Below are 18,104 nucleotides of genomic sequence, written 5' to 3' on the forward strand. Positions count from 1 at the left end.
TGGACAACCTTCTACACAAGCTGTGTGAAATCAATCCACAACTTATCCACACTTTGTGGATAAAGAGGAAAGGTAGGATTAGTAATCAAGAGTTAAAACACAAATATAATACCAAAATAAACGAGAGCTTGCAATGGTTGTCACAATCTTATCCACAAAGCGGACAACCTGTTGAAAAAACCTTGTCCACAGGGGTTGGTAATGTGAAAATGTTGTCGATAACCTCTGTGGATACTAAAAAAAGCCGAAAAAGATATCCACATGCGTGATTTTAGGGGCAAATTGTTTGAATTTGTCTTTTTTCCGTAAAATTAAGGAATCTAAAAAATAAGGTTTCGAAAGTTGAAAAGGTATGGTATCCTATTATGGTTGCAAGAAATAAAAGCACTAGTGAAGTTGACAATGAATAGGTAACGCAAATATAATAAGTAAGACTGTCTTTAACAGCTATTCCTCGAGGGAGGTGTCATAAATGAAAAGAACATTCCAACCGAATAACCGTAAACGCAGCAAAGTTCATGGCTTCAGAAGCCGTATGAGTTCAAAAAACGGTCGTCTAGTTTTAGCACGCCGTCGCCGCAAAGGCAGAAAAGTATTATCAGCTTAGGCCACTGAATAATGTCAGTGGTCTTTTTTCACGTTATGGGAAAAGATAGATGTGATGCGTATGAACCGGGGCATGCTTCCTGGTTCAGATGCATCTCATGTTCATAATAAATTTTAAAAGTTTCTGCCAGCCAGTATCGGAGTGAGTCATTTGAAGAAGCGAAATCGTTTAAAGAAAAATGAAGATTTTCAAAAAGTGTTTAAACATGGGACATCAGTTGCAAACCGCCAGTTTGTCTTATATACGCTTGATCAGCCTGAAAATGATGAACTGCGTGTCGGGCTTTCCGTCAGCAAAAAAATTGGCAATGCTGTGATGCGAAATCGGATCAAACGTTTGATTCGGCAGGCCTTTCTTGAGGAGAAAGAGAGACTGAAGGAAAAGGATTACATCATTATTGCCAGAAAACCGGCGAGCCAGCTGACATATGAGGAAACGAAAAAAAGTCTGCAGCATCTATTCAGAAAGTCTTCATTATATAAGAAATCTTCGTCAAAGTAGGCATCACCACTGCTTTCTTACAACTTTTAAAAGCGCTTCCTTTCTGGTTGATCAGAAAAAGACACCATTTAAAACTGAAAGATGCTAAAATACATACAAGTATGCTTTGCAATAAAAGAGTGTAAAGATTAATTATAGGAGGAAATGTTGTTGAAAAGGAGAATAGGGTTGCTATTAAGTATGGTTGGCGTATTCATGCTTTTGGCTGGATGCTCGAGTGTGAAAGAGCCGATCACTGCAGATAGTCCGCATTTCTGGGACAAGTACGTAGTATATCCATTGTCTGAGCTCATTACGTATGTAGCGAAATTGACGGGAGATAACTACGGGCTTTCAATAATTCTAGTTACCATTTTAATTCGTTTATTAATTTTACCGCTGATGATTAAGCAGCTGAGAAGTTCGAAAGCGATGCAGGCTTTACAGCCGGAAATGCAAAAGCTTAAAGAAAAATACAGCTCAAAGGATCAAAAAACGCAGCAAAAGCTTCAGCAGGAAACAATGGCTTTATTCCAAAAGCATGGTGTCAATCCATTGGCGGGATGTTTCCCGATTTTGATCCAGATGCCGATTTTAATTGGATTCTATCATGCGATCATGAGAACCCAGGCGATTTCAGAGCATAGCTTCTTATGGTTTGACTTAGGAGAAAAAGATCCTTACTATATTCTTCCTATCGTTGCCGGTGTCGCTACATTTGTTCAGCAAAAACTGATGATGGCTGGCAATGCGCAGCAAAATCCGCAAATGGCGATGATGCTTTGGATTATGCCAATTATGATTATCGTATTTGCGATCAACTTCCCGGCGGCTCTTTCTCTTTATTGGGTAGTTGGTAACTTGTTTATGATTGCGCAAACTTTCCTCATTAAAGGACCTGATATTAAAAAAAATCCTGAGCCGCAAAAAGCCGGAGGAAAGAAAAAGTGAGGAATGTGACTGCTGCAGGGCGAAATGTCGATGAAGCAGTACAGTCCGGATTGCAAGAGCTGGGATTAACGAAGGATAAGGTAGAAATTACTGTTATTGAAGAGGGAAACAAAGGGTTTCTCGGCATTTTCGGTAAAAAGCCTGCGATCGTAAAGCTGGTTGAAAAGATTGATCCGATTCAGCAAGCGAAGTTATATCTTCAAACGATTGCCGAAGCCATTGCCGGGAAGTCTGATGTGACTGTTCAAGAAAGCAAAAAGACAGTGAGATATCATATAACAGGTGAAAAGGCAGCATTGTTGATTGGGAAAAGAGGACAAACCTTAAACGCCCTTGAAACTTTGACACAGCTTGCCCTTAACCGTTATCCAGGCCAATATAAAAATGTGACGGTGGATGCAGAAAACTATCGTTTGAAAAGAAAAGAAACACTGAGCCAGCTGGCCATCAAGCTTGCTGACCAGGTTTTGAAAACGAAAAAATCCATCCAGCTTGAGCCCATGCCGTCCAGCGAAAGAAAAATTATTCACGATACTCTTTCTGGATATGCAAACCACCAGATCAAAACATATTCAATGGGTGAAGGCGAAAATCGTCATCTCGTTATTTCCCATAAAAGATAGCATAAAACCGAAGTCCGATAAAAATTGGATTTCGGTTTTTTTGTATCCGAAAAATCTACTTTTCCTAGTAATATCAAGGTTTTGCCGTTTAAGTTTTTTCTTTTTAGGTGTATCCTGTTGATAAAAAGGAAGTTCAGGAAATAAAATTAATTGTTATTCACATGTGGATAAGTTAAAGTAATAAGGGACGAATTTCTATTTCTGTGGATAACAAATCTTCCACTTCGAACCAAACTATGTTATCTTTTAGTTTTGGCATAATAAAAATTTTTTTATATAGATGAAGTATAAGTAAAGAGAGGTGAACAACATGGATACAATTGCGGCAATTTCCACACCGATGGGAGAAGGCGCGATTGCGATTGTACGGTTGAGCGGACCAGAAGCCATTCAAATCGCAGATAAAATTTATAAGGGACCGAAGGGGAAAACACTCAGCTCGGTCGAATCACATACGATTCATTATGGTCATATCGTAGACAGACCTTCGGATCGTGTCGTTGAGGAAGTAATGGTATCAGTGTTAAAAGCACCGAGAACTTTTACACGAGAAGATGTCATCGAGATTAACTGTCACGGGGGAATTGTGACTGTGAACCAAGTGCTTCAGCTTGCATTGAGAGAGGGAGCGAGACTGGCAGAGCCTGGTGAATTTACGAAACGTGCGTTTTTAAACGGCCGAATCGATCTTTCACAGGCGGAAGCGGTTATGGACTTAATCAGAGCGAAAACGGACCGGGCAATGAACGTTGCTATGAATCAAATGGAAGGGCGTCTTTCTGCTTTGGTGCGCCGTTTGCGCAGTGAGATTTTAGAAACACTGGCCCATGTTGAGGTGAATATCGATTATCCGGAGTATGATGATGTAGAGGAAATGACGCATCAGATTTTAGTCGAAAAGGCAACCGCCGTGAAAAAGGAAATTGAGGCGTTGCTGAGGACTTCTGAGCAAGGAAAAATCTTGCGTGAAGGTCTTTCTACCGTCATTATTGGCCGGCCAAACGTAGGAAAATCATCTCTTCTGAACAGCCTCGTTCATGAGGCAAAAGCCATTGTAACCGATATTCCCGGAACGACGCGGGATGTGATTGAGGAATACGTGAATGTAAGGGGCGTCCCGCTTCGTCTGGTTGATACAGCAGGTATTCGTGAAACAGAGGATATTGTTGAGCGAATCGGTGTTGAACGTTCTCGCCAGGTCCTAAAGGAAGCGGACCTGATTTTACTTGTGCTTAATTATAGTGAAGAGCTTTCTGAAGAAGACGTGAAGCTTTTTGAAACCGTTGAGGGCATGGATGTTATCGTGATTTTGAATAAGACTGACCTTGAGGCGAAGATTGACACTGAACGTGTCCGTGAGCTTGCCAATGGACGTCCAGTTGTTACGACATCTCTTTTAAAAGAGGAAGGCATCAATGATCTGGAAGAAGCGATTCAATCATTGTTCTACACGGGTGCCATTGAAAGCGGTGATCTGACTTATGTCAGCAACACACGTCACATCTCTATTTTACAGCAAGCAAAACGCGCCATTGAAGATGCGCTTAGCGGCATCGAACAGGATGTCCCGATCGACATGGTGCAAATTGACCTTACAAGATGCTGGGAGCTTTTAGGGGAAATCATTGGAGATTCTGTCCACGAAAGCTTAATTGATCAGCTCTTTTCACAATTCTGTTTAGGAAAATAATAAAAGGAGGAACTAGAATCATGGGGTATGAAGCAGGCCAATACGATGTGATTGTGATTGGCGCCGGGCATGCCGGTGTTGAGGCTGCCCTCGCATCTGCACGCCAAGGCGCCAAAACGCTTGTCTTGACCATCAACCTAGATATGGTTGCATTTATGCCATGTAATCCGTCTGTCGGCGGCCCCGCAAAAGGGATTGTCGTCCGCGAAATTGACGCGCTCGGCGGAGAAATGGGAAGAAACATCGATAAAACGCATATTCAAATGAGAATGCTGAATACAGGAAAAGGTCCTGCGGTTCGTGCATTGCGTGCGCAAGCAGACAAATTCCAATATCAGCACGAAATGAAAAATACGCTTGAAAAAGAACCAAACTTAACATTGCTGCAAGGAATTGTGGAGCGGCTGATCGTTGAAGACGGCGAATGCCGAGGCGTTATTACACAAACCGGCGCACATTATCGTGCGAAAGCAGTTGTCATGACGACAGGGACATATTTAAGAGGACGTATCATTCTTGGCGATCTGTCTTACTCAAGCGGCCCGAATAACCAGCAGCCTTCTATTAAGCTTTCTGAGCATTTGGAGGAACTTGGTTTTGACCTTGTTCGTTTTAAAACAGGTACGCCGCCTCGCGTTAAAAGCGACACGATTGATTACAGCAAAACGGAAATTCAGCCTGGTGACGATGTGCCTCGCGCTTTCTCATATGAAACAGTGGAATATATCACAGATCAGCTCCCTTGCTGGCTAACATATACAAGCCCTGAGACACATGAAATTATTGACAGCAACCTTCACCGTTCACCGATGTATTCCGGTATGATCAAAGGTACGGGCCCAAGATACTGCCCGTCCATTGAAGATAAAGTTGTACGATTTAATGATAAACCGCGTCACCAAATCTTCCTTGAGCCGGAAGGCAGAAATACACAGGAAGTCTATGTCCAAGGTTTATCTACAAGTCTTCCAGAAGACGTACAGCAAAGAATGCTTGCAACGATTCCTGGACTTGAAAACGTGCAAATGATGAGAGCCGGCTATGCGATCGAGTATGATGCAATCGTACCGACACAGCTCTGGCCGACACTTGAAACAAAAAAAATCACAAACCTTTACACTGCAGGCCAAATTAACGGAACTTCCGGTTATGAAGAAGCTGCGGGACAAGGGATTATGGCGGGAATCAATGCAGGACGAAAAGCGCTTGGAAAAGAAGAAGTGATTTTAAGCCGTTCTGACGCCTATATTGGTGTTCTGATTGATGACCTTGTGACAAAAGGTACCAATGAGCCATATCGTCTTTTGACATCACGTGCGGAATACAGATTGCTGCTTCGCCATGACAATGCTGATTTGCGTCTGACAGAAATCGGACATCGCATTGGATTGATTTCTGATGAGCGCTATGCGGCTTTTGAGAAGAAAAAAGCGGCGATCGAGGCGGAGAAAAAACGTCTTCATTCTGTAATTATCAAGCCGTCTCCGGAAAATCAAGAATATATCCGTTCTCTTGGCGGAAGCGAATTGAAAGATGGAGTTCGCGGCACAGACTTGATGAAACGTCCTGAAATGAACTATGAAACAGTCACAAAACTGGCGCCGCCAGAAGTGCCGGTTCCTCAAGACGTGGCAGAACAAGTAGAAATCCAAGTGAAATATGAAGGATATATTGAAAAATCTCTTCAGCAAGTGGAAAAACTGAAGAAGATGGAAAATAAAAAAATTCCAGACCGAATTGATTATGACGCAATTAAGGGGATTGCGACCGAGGCGCGTCAAAAACTGAAAAATGTACGGCCTTTGTCTGTTGCCCAGGCTTCCCGCATTTCCGGTGTAAACCCGGCGGACATTTCAATTCTATTGGTGTATTTAGAGCAGGGACGCATTGCGAAGATAGCCGAATAGAAAGGATGACGGCATGAATATTGAAGAATTCACTTCTGGTTTGGCGGAAAAAGGGATCTCCCTTTCTCCCCGTCAGCTGGAGCAATTTGAGCTGTATTACGACATGCTGGTTGAATGGAACGAAAAAATCAATCTCACTTCAATAACAGAGAAAAAAGAAGTGTATTTAAAGCATTTTTATGATTCCATTACAGCTGCTTTTTATGTCGACTTCAATCAGGTGAACACGATTTGTGATGTTGGAGCGGGAGCGGGTTTTCCAAGTCTGCCGATAAAAATATGCTTTCCGCACCTCAATGTCACAATCGTGGATTCACTGAACAAACGGATCACGTTTTTAGAAAAGTTATCTGAGGCTTTGCAATTGGAGAATACAACATTCTGCCATGACAGAGCTGAAACGTTCGGGCAACGGAAAGACGTGCGTGAAAGCTATGATATTGTGACAGCGCGAGCAGTTGCGAGATTATCTGTTTTGAGTGAGCTTTGCTTGCCTCTGGTGAAGAAAAACGGTTTATTTGTTGCTTTAAAAGCCGCATCAGCAGAAGAAGAACTGAATGCAGGCAAAAAAGCAATCACGACGCTTGGAGGAGAACTTGAGAATATCCATTCTTTTAAGCTGCCTATTGAAGAAAGCGATCGTAATATTATGGTGATACGCAAAATAAAAAATACACCTAAGAAGTATCCAAGAAAACCGGGAACTCCTAATAAATCGCCAATTGAAGGGTAATTTAGACAGCCTGATATGACAATACCATCATATTTTCATCAAAATTGATGGATGTACAGCAGGAAAAACCATGAGAAAATAGAATTATAAAAATGGCAGTTTTTAAAGGTGGTGTAGGTACATGAAGCATTCATTCTCTCGTTTCTTCGGGCTTGGTGAGAAGGAACAGGAGCCGGAGATTGCTGAACATGATACAAATAAAGAAGAGATTCTGGAAATACCGGTAAATGCTATCGTTCCCAACCGTTTTCAGCCACGCACCATTTTCTCAGATGAAAAAATCAAAGAGTTAGCAATGACCATTCATACACACGGCATTATTCAGCCGATTGTTGTTAGGCATACAGAAGAAGAAGGCCAATACGAACTCATTGCAGGTGAAAGACGCTGGAGAGCGGTGCAATCGCTTGAGTGGGAAAAGATTCCGGCAATTATTAAGGATTTTTCCGACACGGAAACCGCTTCTGTGGCGTTAATCGAAAACTTGCAGCGGGAAGAACTGTCTTCTATTGAGGAAGCGCATGCTTATGCTAGGCTGCTTGAGCTGCATGATTTAACACAGGAGGCACTCGCACAGCGCTTAGGAAAAGGGCAGTCTACAATCGCGAATAAGCTTCGGTTATTAAAGCTGCCTCAGCCGGTCCAAGAGGCGATTATGGAGAAGAAAATCACCGAGCGCCATGCCAGAGCGCTGATTCCGCTGAAACAGCCTGAGCTCCAAGTCACACTGCTCACAGAGATTATTGAGAAAAGTTTAAATGTAAAGCAGACGGAAGACCGCGTGGTGAAAATGCTGGAGCAAGGCAAGAGAAAGCCAAAGCCGAGACGCAAAGCATTCAGCAGAGATACAAGAATTGCGATGAACACGATTCGCCAGTCACTATCAATGGTGGAAGACAGCGGTGTAAAATTGAATACAGAAGAAGAAGAATTTGAAGAATATATTCAATTAACGATTCGCATACCAAAATAGAAGCTCTCCTGAAAAGCAGGAGAGCTTTTTATATTTTCAATAAAAGGTAATCACTTACTTTTAGTGAAAATTATTATATTAGAATTCTTTTCTTTGAGTTTGTGGATAAACTCTTCAGATTTTTGCGGTGAAATTACTGCATGTCCCCATCCCTCCTGATAATATATTGTGATGGCATGGCGAGAGCCGATCAGACGAAAACCGGACCATAGTTTCTTTTTTTGAACGACTTTATCGATTTTTTCATAAGGAATTTGATGTTTGATCAATCCGGCTTTAATGATCAGATGGTGTTCCTTCAATACATATTTTAGGTCAATAAAGCTCCAAATGATGAGTCCATTTAAAAGAGTCAGCAGAATAAAAATGATCCAGCCGGAAACTCTCATATTTCCCAGCACAAAAGGAACAATGGCATCTGCTTGTATCAGTAATATGAGAAACACAATCATCAGCGTAACGGGTACATCTCTCTTCGTTTGATAAACCATTTTCTCACCATCCTGTTTCCACGTTCTGTACTGTGACTTCTTCTTTTTTTCTTTAAGAAATTCCTTTTTTAAGTCAAAAAAACATAGAAATTGCAGAATTTATAAGAGAAAGCATAAAGCGTGCTTGAATTTTCAATTATTTCCCTTCTGATTCGGAACAAAATGATGAAAAAAATGAAACGCTTTAATCTTTTTTTGATAGAATAGAAGCAAGATAGTACATGTTCATGTGAAAGTAGGTGACATCGTGGGAAAAATCATAGCAATTACGAACCAAAAAGGCGGGGTCGGCAAAACAACGACGTCTGTCAACCTTGGGGCATGTTTGGCTTACATAGGGAAAAGGGTTCTGCTGGTAGATATTGATCCGCAGGGAAATGCGACAAGCGGATTAGGGATTGAAAAAGCCGATGTAGAGCAGTGTGTGTACGATATTTTAGTAGATGATGCAGATGTAATAGATATTATTAAAGCAACGACAGTAGAGAACTTGGATGTGATTCCTGCGACGATTCAGCTTGCAGGGGCTGAGATCGAGCTGGTTCCTACAATATCAAGAGAAGTGAGATTGAAGAGAGCGCTTGAAGCAGTAAAGCAAAATTATGATTATATTATCATTGATTGTCCGCCGTCATTGGGCTTGCTGACGATTAACGCCCTTACAGCCTCGGATTCCGTTGTGATTCCTGTACAGTGCGAATATTATGCCTTGGAGGGTCTCAGCCAGTTATTAAATACAGTACGTCTTGTGCAAAAGCATTTGAATACTGATTTAATGATTGAAGGTGTATTGCTGACAATGCTTGATGCCCGGACAAACCTTGGCATTCAAGTGATTGAAGAGGTTAAAAAGTATTTTAGGGATAAAGTATATAAGACAGTTATTCCGCGTAATGTCCGTCTGAGTGAGGCACCGAGTCACGGAAAACCCATCATTTTATACGATCCGCGGTCAAGAGGTGCGGAAGTATATTTAGATTTAGCAAAGGAAGTGGCTGCGAATGGCTAAAGGCCTTGGAAAAGGGATTAATGCGTTATTTAATCAGGTAGATTTGTCTGAAGAGACAGTTGAAGAAATTAAAATTGCCGATTTACGCCCTAATCCTTATCAGCCAAGAAAACACTTTGATGACGAGGCATTAGCTGAACTAAAAGAATCTGTGCTGCAGCATGGCATTCTTCAGCCGCTTATCGTCAGAAAATCTTTAAAAGGCTATGATATTGTTGCGGGTGAACGGCGTTTTCGAGCGGCAAAGCTGGCAGGTTTAGATACAGTTCCGGCTATTGTCCGTGAATTATCAGAGGCGTTAATGAGGGAAATTGCTCTATTAGAAAACCTTCAGCGTGAAGATTTATCTCCGCTTGAAGAGGCTCAGGCATATGACTCCTTGTTGAAACACTTAGATCTCACACAAGAGCAGCTCGCCAAACGTCTTGGGAAAAGCAGACCGCATATTGCGAATCATTTAAGACTGCTGACACTGCCAGAAAATATTCAGCAGCTTATTGCCGAAGGTACGCTTTCTATGGGACATGGACGCACGCTCCTTGGCTTGAAAAACAAAAATAAGCTTGAACCGCTGGTACAAAAAGTGATTGCGGAGCAGCTTAATGTTCGCCAGCTTGAGCAGCTGATTCAGCAATTGAATCAGAATGTTCCACGTGAAACAAAGAAAAAAGAACTTGTGAAAGATGCGGTTCTAAAAGAACGGGAATCCTATCTCCAAAATTATTTTGGAACAACAGTTAATATTAAAAGACAGAAGAAAAAAGGCAAAATCGAAATTGAATTTTTCTCTAATGAAGACCTTGACCGGATTTTAGAGCTTTTGTCTGAACGAGAATCGTAAATGAAGAAACCATCTTTCAAGCAAAGATGGTTTTTGTTTTATATGCGCCCAGTGAGTCTTTGCAACGGGTTAAGGCGTTCTTGCCTCCACTCTGTCCGATCTGTTAAACTCAATCCTTCCGCGAGAACATTGGCCATATTCATGACCAAGTTGAGTCTAGTATTTTGCAATACAAAATATTCCATAAAACCGCTCACATTCACGATTCCGTTAATATGAAGATCTCCCACTTCAGGAAGGTCTTTTTGTACACCGGCGCCGGGCTTTAATGGCCCGTCCCCGATTTGAAATGAACCCACACTCTTAACGCGGCCTAAGCATGCATCGACTGCTATAATAAATGGGTTTTTATGTAATTTATGAATGTCATTGATTTTATCCTTCATGTTCACAGCATGGACGGGGTCAGATAAGGTTCCGTAGACATGGAATCTGGTGAGCTGCATCTGTTTGAGTTTCATTCCTACGAGCGGGCCTAATGAGTCACCGGTTGAACGGTCTGTTCCGATACAAACCACGACAATTGGTTTGCCGGCAGCTTTACGTAAGGATGAAGAAAGGATGGTTTGGATTTGTTTTGCCGCTGCAGCATCTGTATGTGAAACATATTGCTTTACTCGTTCCTGAGAGGAAAAAAGCCCGCCTTTTCGATTCATGGGTTTCACTTCCTTGTTATAGTAGGTAACAGAATTGCTATGGTGTGTGTAGTTATGTAAGGTTGTTTACAGTATATCCAGCAGTATGGTTTTTTATGCTTTGTGTATGGCACCGGAGATTTTAAAAAAGTAGAGGGCATGATATGAATGGTTAGTGGGCGATTACAAGTATTGTCCCTCATTGCCTCGATCATGATCAAGCAATTGTCTGCTTATGAAACACTTTATAGATAGGAATGGTTAATGAGGTTCATTCCTTCATTCCACTGCAAAATGATATATTTTTAGACTGCCTCCATTAGCAGTCTTTTTTTTATGTGTATTTCGTATGATAATTTCACCTTGTGTTCAAATGTCTATGAAAATATGGCATGTTTGCTTTCCTTTATTTATATAGTAACAATAACGGGAACAAGCTGAACTTTGTCTATGAGGTGATAGTGTTGTGGAGAGCCGGAATGAAGTGGATGCTGCTCATATTAGGGAGCCTGATCGGGGCCGGATATGCGAGCGGTCAGGAGATATGGCAGTTTTTTGGGGCGGAAAGCGGACTTGCTATTGTGCTGTTTACAATTATGTTCATTTTCTCGTCTTATATTGTGATGAAAATCAGTTTTAAGGTTCAATCCACTCATTTTCTGCCGGTTCTGGAGCATTTAATGGGGCCATGGCTGGCGAAAATTTATGATGTCCTCATCATTTTTTATTTGTTTTCGACGACTATGGTGATGATTGCCGGAGGCGGTGTGACCCTGCAAATGTACAAGCTTCCTTTCTGGTGGGGAATCACGCTGATTTGCATCGTGACAGTGTGTTTGTTTTTGTGGGATGTGAAAGGAATATTATCTATAAATAGTATTTTGATTCCTGTGTTAGTAGCGGGGCTTTTATATGCGCTGATCTCCTTTCAGAGCACACATCACCATACGTGGACGATTGATTTGTCCCAGCAGTATAACTGGCCTGCGAGCATTACGTTTACCTCTTTAAACATCCTTTCAGTTGTTGCGATTTTATCCTCTGTTGGGAAAGAGATGAAAGGGCTCGGAGAAGCAAAAATCGCAAGTGTGGCAAGCGGTCTTATTTTTGGCGTGATCTCATTTGTTTATAATGAAACGTTGGTGGAGCTGGCGGGCTCCCTTTCTCAGTTTGAAATACCGCTGTTTGCCGTTCTGGAGGGTGCGCCTTATTTCCTTTTTTTATGTATGACGGCGGTGCTGTGCCTGGCGATTTACACGACGACGGTAGCTGGTTTGCTGGGGCTGTCCAGCCGGCTGATGGCGTTTATTCATATGCCGAGATGGATGATTGTGTTGATTTTGTTAGTCTTAATGGTACCTTTTACTTCTTTCGGATTTTCTGATTTGATCGCGTTCTTGTATCCGATATATGGGATGCTCAATTTGTATTTGTTAGTTTGTCTGCTCTTATATCCTATTTTGAGTAAATGGAAATAAGAGGATGTATTTCTTTTCGGGTATCTTGATTGCTCTTATGATCAGTTTTTTTGTACAATAGATACAGCAGTTTAGGAAAAGAGGTGAAGGGTCTTGGCGGATAAAGACTTTGGCCTGAATGATATCGTAGAAATGAAAAAACCGCATCCATGCGGAGCGAACAGCTGGAAAATTATACGCATGGGAATGGATATTCGAATTAAGTGTGAGGGATGCTCTCACAGTGTTATGATTCCGAGAAGAGAATTTGAAAGAAAACTAAAAAAAGTACTAGTCAAGCATGAGGAGCCTACTTCATAAATAGGCCGACACTCATGCTTTTTCATATAGAAGGTAAGGAGAAGACGGCGATGAGCAAAGTGCATCAGTCGGCATGTCCGCTGAATTGTTGGGACAGCTGCGGCTTTTTGGTGACTGTTGATGATGGAAAGGTAACAAAAGTGGACGGAGATCCAAACCATCCGATTACGGAAGGTAAAATCTGCGGCCGCGGCAGAATGCTTGAGACAAAAACAAATTCGCCTGATCGGCTTCGCTATCCAATGAAAAAACAAAATGGCGAGTTTGTGCGGATTTCTTGGGAGCAGGCACTTGATGAAATTGCCGATAAACTTCGGGAAATCAAGGAAACGTCGGAGACGACTGCTGTTTTGCACAGCCATGATTATGCGAATAACGGTCTGTTAAAAGCGCTTGATCAGCGTTTTTTTAATGGATATGGCGGCGTGACCGAAATCGTCGGAAGCATATGCTGGGGCTCCGGCATCGAGGCGCAAAGCTGGGATTTTGGCCGTTCGTACGGTCACGGCCCGCTTGATATTTACAACAGCAAGCATGTTGTTGTGTGGGGAAGAAATGTATCCAGAACAAATATGCACTTATACCACCACTTGCAGCAGGTGAAAAAGAAGGGCGCCACGATTACGGTGATTGATCCGATCTTCAACCCGACTGCTAAGCTTGCTGACCGCTATATCTCTGTAAAGCCTGGAATGGACGGCTGGCTTGCGGCAGCCGTTTTGAAGGTTCTGATTGAGACGGGAAGAACGGATGAAACGTTTATTTCTGAGCATTCTGTCGGTTTTGATGATGTGAAAGAGTTTTTGAAAACTGTTTCTCTGGAAGAGTTTATTGTGAAAACAGAAACTTCTATGGAGGAGCTGGAGTATCTGGCCGGTTTGTATGCTGATGGTCCGGTGTCTACTTTTATGGGGCTTGGCATGCAGCGATATAAAAACGGCGGGGGAACGATTCGTTGGATTGATGCACTTGTTGCGGCAAGCGGAAATGTCGGAATTAAGGGCGGCGGCGCGAATTTCGGAAATGTCCAGATTGGCGAGAGCTTTGCAAAAACAAAGCTGACGTTGCCGGAATTAAAAACAACATCACGTTCTTTTTCAATGATGACGCAGGCTGAAGAAGTGTTGACCGCTGCTGATCCTGCGATTGAGATGATTATTGTGACGTGCGGAAATCCGCTGACTCAGGTGCCGAATACAAATAAGGTGAGACAAGCATTTGAAAAGGTTCCAATGACGGTCGCGATTGATTCCATTATGACGGATACCGCAGAGCTGTGTGATTATGTTTTGCCGACTGCCACTGTTTTTGAAGAAGAAGATATCTACTATTCCAGTATGTATCATCATTATGTTCAGTACGGGAAGAAGCTTGTGGAGCCGCAGGGTGAAGCGAAATCGGACAGCTGGATCTGGTCAGAGCTTGCAAAACGTCTTGGGTTTGGCGAGCTGTTTGAATACAGCACTCAAGAATTTTTAGAGATGGGGCTTTCTTCATTGGAAGCAGAGGATGTGACACTTGAGCGTTTAAAAGAAAAAGGCCACCTCCCTCTTCCAGTAAAACAGGTGCCGTGGGATGATTATCAGTTTTTGACGCCGAGTGGAAAATTTGAATTTACTTCGTCGCTTGCTGAGCAAAAAGGATTTAGCGGCTCGCTTCAATTAAATGTGCCCGAAGAATCTGTTTTCCATAATGAGGAGTTAGCTGGAAAGTACCCTTATACGCTCTTATCCATTCATCCGCAGCGTTCCAATCATTCACAGCATGTGCCGTTTATTGAAAAGCTTCAGCACGTTCAGGTCGATATTTCTCCAGATATAGCGGCTGAGCAGGATCTTCAGGATGGAGACGAGGTTGTCATCTTTAATGACCGCGGACGCTTGAAGGGCAAGGTGAAAGTGATGAAACAGGCTCATGCGAAGACGATTAATATAGATGAAGGCATGTGGGCGGCTTTTGGAGGGTCAGTCAATGCACTGACAAATGATACAAATTCTGATAATGGAATGGGAAGTACGCTTTTTGACTGTTTAGTAGGCTTGAAAAAAGCATAATCAAAGGGATTGGCAGGCTGAAAATGCTTTTTTGTCAGCTTGTCTTTTCCAGTGAACCTCCTTATAATTGCTCTAGGTTCAAAATACGCTCATACAATGACGGTTTTATATAGAGGAGATGAAAGAATGGCTTTAACAGCTGGAATTGTTGGTTTGCCGAACGTCGGAAAATCAACACTATTTAACGCAATTACACAGGCCGGTGCCGAATCAGCCAACTACCCGTTCTGTACAATTGATCCGAACGTGGGAATTGTAGAGGTGCCGGATGATCGTCTGCAAAAGCTGACTGAGCTGGTCAACCCGAAGAAGACTGTGCCGACTGCTTTTGAATTCACTGATATTGCAGGGATTGTAAAGGGCGCATCTAAAGGAGAAGGACTCGGCAACAAGTTCCTATCTCATATTCGCCAAGTTGACGCGATTTGCCACGTTGTCCGTGCTTTTTCCGATGACAACATTACACACGTTTCCGGAAAGGTTGATCCGATTGATGACATTGAAACGATCAACCTTGAGCTGATCCTCGCTGATATGGAAACGGTTGAAAAGCGGATTACACGCGTCAGCAAGCTTGCGAAGCAAAAAGATAAAGACGCTGTATTTGAGTTTGAGATTTTATCTAAACTGAAAGAAGCGTTTGAGAGTGAAAAGCCTGCTCGATCTGTAGAATTCACTGAAGAGCAGCAAAAGCTTGTGAAGCAGCTCCATTTACTGACTTCGAAGCCTATTTTGTACGTGGCCAACGTAAGTGAAGATGAAGTTGCTGATCCATCTGGCAATGAAAATGTAGCGAAGATTCGCGAGTACGCTGCCGGCGAAAATGCAGAAGTTATCGTTGTATGTGCAAAAATCGAATCTGAAATCGCTGAGCTTGAAGGCGAAGAAAAGCAAATGTTCTTGGAAGAGCTGGGCATTCAAGAATCAGGTCTTGATCAGCTGATCAAAGCGTCTTACTCTCTTCTAGGCCTCGCAACATATTTCACAGCCGGAGAACAGGAAGTCAGAGCTTGGACATTCAAAAAAGGCATGAAAGCCCCTGAGTGTGCAGGAATTATTCATAGTGACTTTGAGCGGGGCTTCATTCGTGCTGAGACAGTTGCTTATGAGGATCTTCTTGCGGGCGGCGGTATGGCAGGAGCTAAAGAGGCAGGAAAAGTCCGCCTTGAAGGGAAAGAATATGTGGTCCAAGACGGAGATGTTATTCATTTCCGATTTAATGTATAGGATGCAGTTGTAAAGGGACAAGAGCTTTGGTATAATATAAAATTGTGAGTAATAGAATTATTGCTCCTTGCCCATTATGGGCCGCTTAGTCCAAAAGGAGGTGCAAACAGATGAGAAAGTACGAAGTTATGTACATTATCCGCCCAAACATTGACGAAGAGTCTAAAAAAGCAGTTATCGAGCGTTTCAACAACGTTCTGACTTCTAACGGTGCGGAGATCACTGGAACAAAGGATTGGGGTAAACGTCGTCTTGCTTACGAAATCAACGATTTCCGCGACGGTTTCTACCAAATCGTAAACGTTCAATCTGACGCTGCGGCAGTTCAAGAATTTGACCGTCTAGCTAAGATCAGTGACGATATCATTCGCCACATTGTTGTTAAAGAAGAAGAATAAGCAATTTTGAAATATATAATGGTAAAAGGTGGTCTTTCTTATGCTTAACCGAGTTGTATTAGTCGGAAGACTGACAAAAGACCCAGAGCTTCGTTATACGCCAAACGGTGCGGCTGTTGCTACGTTTACTCTTGCTGTGAATCGTACATTTACGAACCAGTCCGGAGAACGTGAGGCCGATTTCATTAATTGTGTCACTTGGAGAAGACAAGCCGAAAACGTTGCAAACTTCTTGAAAAAAGGAAGCCTTGCAGGCGTAGATGGCCGTTTACAAACAAGAAACTATGAAAACCAGCAAGGACAGCGTGTCTTCGTGACAGAGGTCCAAGCTGAAAGTGTTCAATTTCTTGAGCCGAAAAACGGCGGCGGTTCTGGTTCAGGTGGATACAACGAAGGAAACAGCGGCGGAGGCCAGTACTTTGGCGGAGGCCAAAATGATAATCCATTTGGGGGAAATCAAAACAACCAGAGACGCAATCAGGGGAACAGCTTTAATGATGACCCATTTGCCAACGACGGCAAACCGATTGACATCTCGGATGATGATCTTCCATTCTAATGTGATTATCGCCTAAAATGAAAAAGAAAGGAGGGAAATGACAATGGCAGGAGGACGCAGAGGCGGTCGTGCGAAACGCCGTAAAGTGTGTTATTTCACTTCTAACGGTATCACGCACATCGACTACAAAGATGTAGATCTTCTTAAAAAGTTTGTTTCTGAGCGCGGTAAAATTTTACCACGTCGTGTAACTGGAACAAACGCTAAATACCAACGTAAATTGACTGCAGCGATCAAACGCGCACGTCAAATGGCTTTACTTCCATACGTAAGCGGTGAGTAAGCTGATGCGTAAAGAGCAAGGACCTTCGGGTTCTTGCTCTTTTTTATAGGGGGGAGGATGAAACATGAAGTTGATTTCATGGAATGTAAACGGCCTGCGGGCTGTGATGAGAAAAATGGATTTCCTCTCTTATTTGAAAGAAGAGGATGCAGATATTATATGTCTTCAGGAAACGAAGATACAGGACGGCCAGGTTGATCTCCAGCCTGAAGGCTATCATGTGTACTGGAATTATGCAGTGAAAAAAGGATATTCCGGCACAGCTGTTTTTTCTAAGCAAGAACCGCTGCAGGTCATCTACGGTATCGGAGTAGAAGAGCATGACCAAGAAGGCAGAGTGATTACGCTGGAATTTGAAAACGTGTATGTGATGACTGTTTACACGCCCAATTCCAGAAGGGGATTAGAGCGGATTGATTACCGCATGCAATGGGAAGAGGCTTTATTGTCTTATATTCTTGAATTGGATCAGAAAAAACCAGTGATTTTATGCGGTGATTTGAATGTAGCCCATCAGGAGATTGATTTGAAAAATCCAAAGGCGAACCGGAATAACGCTGGATTTTCAGATCAAGAAAGAGAGGCATTCACTCGTTTCTTAGAAGCTGGCTTTGTTGATTCTTTTCGTCATGTTTATCCTGATCTTGAAGGCGCTTATTCTTGGTGGTCGTATCGTGCTGGTGCCCGGGACAGAAATATTGGATGGCGCATTGATTATTTTGTTGTTTCTGAAAGCCTTAAGGAACAGATTGAAGATGCCAGCATATCAGCGGATGTCATGGGTTCCGACCATTGTCCTGTTGAACTTATCATCAATATATGATGAGATAGCAGTAAGGATTTTACACTTACTGCTTTTTTTATA

20 protein-coding genes are annotated in these 18,104 nt (G+C 42.5%); 18 read left to right on the forward strand and 2 right to left on the reverse strand.

Features of this window, described 5'->3' with window-relative positions:
- Positions 1-472: 472 nt before the first annotated feature.
- From rpmH to noc, 8 genes are all read left to right on the forward strand, one after another.
- Entirely contained in the window at positions 473-607 is a 135-nt protein-coding gene (gene rpmH, locus BGM23_RS01060) for a 50S ribosomal protein L34 (protein WP_003178075.1), read from the forward strand.
- Positions 608-757: 150 nt separating this feature from the next.
- The gene (gene rnpA, locus BGM23_RS01065) at positions 758-1,108 is read left to right on the forward strand and encodes a ribonuclease P protein component (RefSeq protein WP_003242628.1); all 351 of its coding nucleotides are present in this window, start codon (positions 758-760) and stop codon (positions 1,106-1,108) included.
- Positions 1,109-1,252: 144 nt separating this feature from the next.
- Complete coding sequence (gene spoIIIJ / locus BGM23_RS01070) at positions 1,253-2,038, forward strand: YidC family membrane integrase SpoIIIJ (RefSeq protein ID WP_010886648.1); 786 nt, start codon at positions 1,253-1,255, stop codon at positions 2,036-2,038.
- On the forward strand, positions 2,035-2,661 hold the full coding sequence (gene jag, locus BGM23_RS01075) for an RNA-binding cell elongation regulator Jag/EloR (RefSeq protein ID WP_003243764.1): 627 nt from the start codon (positions 2,035-2,037) through the stop codon (positions 2,659-2,661). Before spoIIIJ ends, jag begins: the two co-directional genes overlap by 4 nt.
- 310 nt (positions 2,662-2,971) lie before the next feature.
- On the forward strand, positions 2,972-4,351 hold the full coding sequence (gene mnmE / locus BGM23_RS01080) for a tRNA uridine-5-carboxymethylaminomethyl(34) synthesis GTPase MnmE (protein WP_029726085.1): 1,380 nt from the start codon (positions 2,972-2,974) through the stop codon (positions 4,349-4,351).
- A gap of 20 nt (positions 4,352-4,371) precedes the next feature.
- Complete coding sequence (gene mnmG, locus BGM23_RS01085; protein WP_003226825.1) at positions 4,372-6,258, forward strand: tRNA uridine-5-carboxymethylaminomethyl(34) synthesis enzyme MnmG; 1,887 nt, start codon at positions 4,372-4,374, stop codon at positions 6,256-6,258.
- A gap of 13 nt (positions 6,259-6,271) precedes the next feature.
- A complete protein-coding gene (rsmG, locus tag BGM23_RS01090) occupies positions 6,272-6,991 on the forward strand; it encodes a 16S rRNA (guanine(527)-N(7))-methyltransferase RsmG (RefSeq protein WP_015250777.1) in 720 nt (239 codons plus the stop codon).
- A gap of 121 nt (positions 6,992-7,112) precedes the next feature.
- Positions 7,113-7,964 carry a nucleoid occlusion protein gene (noc, locus tag BGM23_RS01095; protein WP_015250778.1) on the forward strand — a complete coding sequence of 284 codons (852 nt, stop codon included), beginning with the start codon at positions 7,113-7,115 and terminating at the stop codon, positions 7,962-7,964.
- Positions 7,965-8,014: 50 nt separating this feature from the next.
- Here noc and BGM23_RS01100 read toward each other — a convergent pair whose 3' ends face one another.
- The gene (locus tag BGM23_RS01100; RefSeq protein WP_015715081.1) at positions 8,015-8,455 is read right to left on the reverse strand and encodes a PH domain-containing protein; all 441 of its coding nucleotides are present in this window, start codon (positions 8,453-8,455) and stop codon (positions 8,015-8,017) included.
- Between the two features lie 247 nt (positions 8,456-8,702).
- Here BGM23_RS01100 and soj point away from each other — a divergent pair, with 247 nt between their 5' ends.
- Entirely contained in the window at positions 8,703-9,464 is a 762-nt protein-coding gene (gene soj / locus BGM23_RS01105) for a sporulation initiation inhibitor protein Soj (RefSeq protein ID WP_003219244.1), read from the forward strand.
- Complete coding sequence (spo0J, locus tag BGM23_RS01110) at positions 9,457-10,305, forward strand: stage 0 sporulation protein Spo0J (protein WP_015715080.1); 849 nt, start codon at positions 9,457-9,459, stop codon at positions 10,303-10,305. Before soj ends, spo0J begins: the two co-directional genes overlap by 8 nt.
- A gap of 38 nt (positions 10,306-10,343) precedes the next feature.
- Here the strand turns inward: spo0J and yyaC are convergent, their stop codons facing one another.
- Entirely contained in the window at positions 10,344-10,961 is a 618-nt protein-coding gene (gene yyaC / locus BGM23_RS01115) for a spore protease YyaC (RefSeq protein ID WP_015715079.1), read from the reverse strand.
- A 440-nt stretch (positions 10,962-11,401) separates the two neighbouring features.
- Here yyaC and BGM23_RS01120 point away from each other — a divergent pair, with 440 nt between their 5' ends.
- The 8 genes from BGM23_RS01120 (at position 11,402) to xth (ending at position 18,062) form a co-directional block, all read left to right on the forward strand.
- Positions 11,402-12,418 carry a YkvI family membrane protein gene (locus tag BGM23_RS01120; protein ID WP_010886647.1) on the forward strand — a complete coding sequence of 339 codons (1,017 nt, stop codon included), beginning with the start codon at positions 11,402-11,404 and terminating at the stop codon, positions 12,416-12,418.
- A 93-nt stretch (positions 12,419-12,511) separates the two neighbouring features.
- A complete protein-coding gene (locus tag BGM23_RS01125) occupies positions 12,512-12,718 on the forward strand; it encodes a DUF951 domain-containing protein (protein ID WP_003226838.1) in 207 nt (68 codons plus the stop codon).
- A gap of 50 nt (positions 12,719-12,768) precedes the next feature.
- Entirely contained in the window at positions 12,769-14,772 is a 2,004-nt protein-coding gene (locus BGM23_RS01130) for a molybdopterin-dependent oxidoreductase (protein WP_029726086.1), read from the forward strand.
- Between the two features lie 126 nt (positions 14,773-14,898).
- Positions 14,899-15,999 carry a redox-regulated ATPase YchF gene (gene ychF / locus BGM23_RS01135; protein ID WP_003242727.1) on the forward strand — a complete coding sequence of 367 codons (1,101 nt, stop codon included), beginning with the start codon at positions 14,899-14,901 and terminating at the stop codon, positions 15,997-15,999.
- A gap of 110 nt (positions 16,000-16,109) precedes the next feature.
- Positions 16,110-16,397 carry a 30S ribosomal protein S6 gene (gene rpsF, locus BGM23_RS01140; protein ID WP_003244064.1) on the forward strand — a complete coding sequence of 96 codons (288 nt, stop codon included), beginning with the start codon at positions 16,110-16,112 and terminating at the stop codon, positions 16,395-16,397.
- 40 nt (positions 16,398-16,437) lie between these two features.
- Positions 16,438-16,956: a single-stranded DNA-binding protein SsbA gene (ssbA, locus tag BGM23_RS01145; protein WP_003219228.1), complete on the forward strand. Its 519-nt coding sequence runs from the start codon at positions 16,438-16,440 to the stop codon at positions 16,954-16,956.
- A gap of 43 nt (positions 16,957-16,999) precedes the next feature.
- Positions 17,000-17,239 (forward strand): 30S ribosomal protein S18, encoded by a 240-nt coding sequence (rpsR, locus tag BGM23_RS01150; RefSeq protein ID WP_003219224.1) that lies wholly within the window; start codon positions 17,000-17,002, stop codon positions 17,237-17,239.
- A 64-nt stretch (positions 17,240-17,303) separates the two neighbouring features.
- Positions 17,304-18,062 (forward strand): exodeoxyribonuclease III, encoded by a 759-nt coding sequence (xth, locus tag BGM23_RS01155; protein ID WP_041336712.1) that lies wholly within the window; start codon positions 17,304-17,306, stop codon positions 18,060-18,062.
- Positions 18,063-18,104 lie beyond the last annotated feature (42 nt).

It is taken from the genome of Bacillus sp. FJAT-14266, from assembly GCF_001719225.1.
Lineage (GTDB): Bacteria > Bacillota > Bacilli > Bacillales > Bacillaceae > Bacillus > Bacillus subtilis.